The 3,416-nt window shown below is 47.8% G+C and carries 3 protein-coding genes and 1 pseudogene; all 4 read left to right on the top strand.

What is annotated here, in order from left to right; genetic code table 11:
- Window positions 1-8: 8 nt before the first annotated feature.
- Window positions 9-863 (top strand): ParB/RepB/Spo0J family partition protein, encoded by an 855-nt coding sequence (locus tag HMPREF2801_RS05560; RefSeq protein ID WP_002596257.1) that lies wholly within the window; start codon window positions 9-11, stop codon window positions 861-863.
- Window positions 864-908: 45 nt separating this feature from the next.
- Window positions 909-1,139 (top strand): YdbC family protein, encoded by a 231-nt coding sequence (locus HMPREF2801_RS05555; RefSeq protein ID WP_070611108.1) that lies wholly within the window; start codon window positions 909-911, stop codon window positions 1,137-1,139.
- A gap of 70 nt (window positions 1,140-1,209) precedes the next feature.
- Window positions 1,210-1,401, top strand: a complete 192-nt coding sequence (locus tag HMPREF2801_RS05550; RefSeq protein WP_002596259.1) for a hypothetical protein — start codon at window positions 1,210-1,212, stop codon at window positions 1,399-1,401.
- Between the two features lie 54 nt (window positions 1,402-1,455).
- Window positions 1,456-3,313 (top strand): annotated as a pseudogene (locus HMPREF2801_RS05545) (recombinase family protein).
- Window positions 3,314-3,416: the final 103 nt, after the last annotated feature.

Genomic DNA, 3,416 nt, shown 5'->3' with positions numbered 1-3,416 from the left:
ATATGTGAATGAAGAAACAGGATTTTAAGGTGTTAAAGACCAAAGACTTGTACCCGTTTCCCGACAATCCGTTTCATGTGGCAGAGGATGAAACGCTGTCAGAATTAGCGGAAAGCATCAAGGAATTTGGCATTGTCACGCCGATAATCACACGCCCGAAAGAGGACGGGAACGGCTATGAAGTGATTGCAGGGCAGCGGCGTGTCCGTGCGTCTGAACTTGCAGGGATAAATACCGTGCCTGCGTTTGTCCTGCCCTTAGACCGTGACCGAGCCATCATCACCCTTGTAGACAGTAATTTACAGCGTGAGAATATCCTGCCATCAGAGCGGGCGTTTGCCTACAAGATGAAATCCGAAGCCATGAAGCGGCAGGGTTTCCGCACAGACTTAACCTCGTCACAAGTTGTGACGAAGTTGCGGACGGACGACAAGGTGGCACAGGGCTTCGGCGTAGGCAGGATGACCGTACAAAGATTTATCCGTTTGACGGAACTGATACCGCCGATTTTGCGGATGGTGGACGAGGGGAAAATCGCCCTCACGCCTGCGGTGGAACTGTCCTTTTTGAAGAAAGACGAGCAGGAAAACCTCTTTGCCACGATGGAGAGCGAAGAAGCAACGCCCTCACTCTCACAGGCACAGCGGATGAAAAGCCTAAGCCAGAGCGGGCGGCTTGACATGGATACGATATTTGCAATTATGACGGAGGAAAAGGGAAACCAGAAAGAAACCTTGAAAATCAACACAAGCAAGCTGAAAAAGTATTTTCCGAAGAACACAACGCCGAAGCAGATGGAGGAAACCATCATTAAACTTTTGGAGCGTGAATTGCAGAGGAAACGGGGCAGGGACAGCCGCTAATCTTCTCTTTTCGGGAGGTAAATGCAGAAAATTGAGGTATGAAGAATGAAAGAAATCCAGTATGAGATTGTAAAGGAAATCGCCGTATTGTCTAAGGGCGACAGCGGCTACACAAAAGAAATCAATCTTATCTCATGGAACGGAAGAGAGCCGAAATATGACATCCGCAGCTTTTCCCCGAACCGTGAGAAGTGCGGAAAGGGTATCACGTTGAACTCTGATGAAGCAGCAGCACTCCTTGAAGCATTACAGAAAGAAGTAAACAGCGGGGATTGATGGTATCTGATTGACAGGGCGGGGCGTTTCCAGACGTTCTCCTGCCCTGTCTGGAAAGGAAGATTTAAGTATGGGCGAGGATAAGAAAGCAGATAAAAAGAGAAAGCGTATCGTGCCGAAAGCACCAGTTCAGATGATAATCAGCCGTGAATATGTCGGCACGCAGACAGTCACAGAAGCGTTTATCCCGATTATTTCCGAGGATATTCGGAAGAAGATTGCCGAGGGCGACACCTTCGACAATGAGGGGCTGTCCGCTTAGAATGTACGCAATGGAACATGAAAACAGATAGGACAGATATGGAGGTTTTACAGTATGGCAGGAATAAGAATGGAGAACAAGATTTATGAAGTCGGCATGTACTGCCGCTTGTCAAAAGACGATGGCACGGATAACGAGAGTGCGAGCATTGCGACACAGAAATCCATCCTCACGGATTATGTGAAAAAGCAGGGATGGCACTTAGCAAAAACGTATGTGGACGACGGTTACTCTGGTACAAATTTCCAAAGACCAAGTTTCCAGAACATGATTAAGGACATTGAAAGCGGTCTGATAAACTGCGTTATCACGAAAGATTTATCTCGTCTGGGGAGGAACTATCTTGATTGCGGACTGTATCTGGAAGTGTTTTTCCCAGAGCATAATGTGAGGTATATAGCGGTCAATGACGGCGTGGACACGCTCAATAAATCCGCTATGGACATCACGCCTTTCCGCAACATCCTAAACGAAATGTATTCCGCCGATGTGTCGGTCAAGATAAAATCGGCGTACCGAGCGAGGTTTCAGCAGGGGAAATTCATGGGGACGACAGCACCATACGGTTACGTCAAAGACCCCGCCGACCACAACCATCTGCTGATAGATGACAAAGTTGCCCATGTGGTAAGGGAAATATTTGACCTTGCGTTAGCGGGCAACGGAATCGCCAAAATCCGCAAGCACATCAACAAACAGCATATCTTACGCCCCGCCGCTTATGCGGCGGAGCAGGGGGCAACAGGCTATGAGAGGTATTTTGAGGAGAATGAGGAGAACCGTTATATTTGGAGCGAGAACAGCGTAAGGGGCATTTTAAGAAGCCCGATATATGCGGGAAACCTTGCAGGCTACAAGCGGATTGCCGCCAACATGAAAAGCAAGAAACGCCCCTCTAAGCTGCCCGAAGAATGGGAAGTGATACCAGACACCCATGAGGGGATAGTCACGCAGGAGGAATTTGATACCGTACAGCAGCTTATTACAAGCCGCAGATTACCAGAAAACAAGGGCGGCTTTGAGAACATCTTTGCAGGCGTTATTAAGTGTGCGGACTGCGGCTATGCGATGCGGGCTATGAGTGCCAACAGGAGGAAACGCCCCGACATCATCGACTGCGTACAATATTCCTGCAATAATTATGGCAGATACGGTAATATCATGTGTACCGCACACAGCATTGAAGCGAGGGACTTGTTCAACGCTGTCCTCACCGACATCAACCGATTTGCGGATATGGCAGTCAATGATGAAAAGGCAGTGAGGGCGATTGAAAAGCGGCTCACGGAAACAGACCAGAGCAAGGCAAAGGCACTGGAAAAGGAGCAAAGAAAACTGAACAAACGCCTTGCAGAACTGGACAGGCTGTTTTCCTCACTCTATGAAGATAAGGTGATGGAGCGTATTACCGAGCGGAATTTTGAGATGATGTCGGGAAAATACCAGAAAGAACAGCTTGAAATTGAAGCAAGGCTGAAAGAGGTAACGGAAACGCTCAGCGACAGCTATGAGAAGACGCAGGGTGTCCGTGATTTCCTCTCCCTAATCCGCAACTATCAAGGCATTAAGGAACTGGACGCAACCATCATAAACGCACTTATAGACAAGATACTTGTTTCGGAACGTGAGAAACTTACAGACGGAATGGTGCGGCAGGAAATCAAGATTTATTATAAATTCATCGGCTTTGTCGGTGAATTACATATCACACCGACAAAGCGGTGGACTGCGTTAAAGCCTAAGAATTGTACGGTGTGCGGTGTTGAATATGTTCCCCGCTCTGGCATATCGAAGTATTGTCCTGCTTGTGCCAAGAAGATACAGAGGGAGAAATCAAACGAGAGCAAACGCAGGAGCAGGGAGCGAAACAGACAGGCATGTATTGAACTGTCCGCAAAAAATGACCGACTGACCTTGAGCAGAGAGCCGGAAGAATTGTAAGACAGGGCAATGAAAACAAAGAAGTGAATATCTATCGTTATGTAACGGAGAATACCTTTGATGCGTACCTTTGG

The organism is Peptoniphilus sp. HMSC062D09 (genome assembly GCF_001811425.1).
GTDB lineage: Bacteria > Bacillota > Clostridia > Tissierellales > Peptoniphilaceae > Peptoniphilus_A.
This window is presented reverse-complemented; position numbering and strand designations above follow the sequence as displayed.

Bases quoted from the DNA above. Each gene is read 5' to 3' on its own strand.
- HMPREF2801_RS05560 (WP_002596257.1), top strand. From the start codon at position 9: ATGAAGAAACAGGATTTTAAGGTGTTAAAGACCAAAGACTTGTACCCG.
- HMPREF2801_RS05550 (WP_002596259.1), top strand. From the start codon at position 1,210: ATGGGCGAGGATAAGAAAGCAGATAAAAAGAGAAAGCGTATCGTGCCG.
- HMPREF2801_RS05555 (WP_070611108.1), top strand. From the start codon at position 909: ATGAAAGAAATCCAGTATGAGATTGTAAAGGAAATCGCCGTATTGTCT.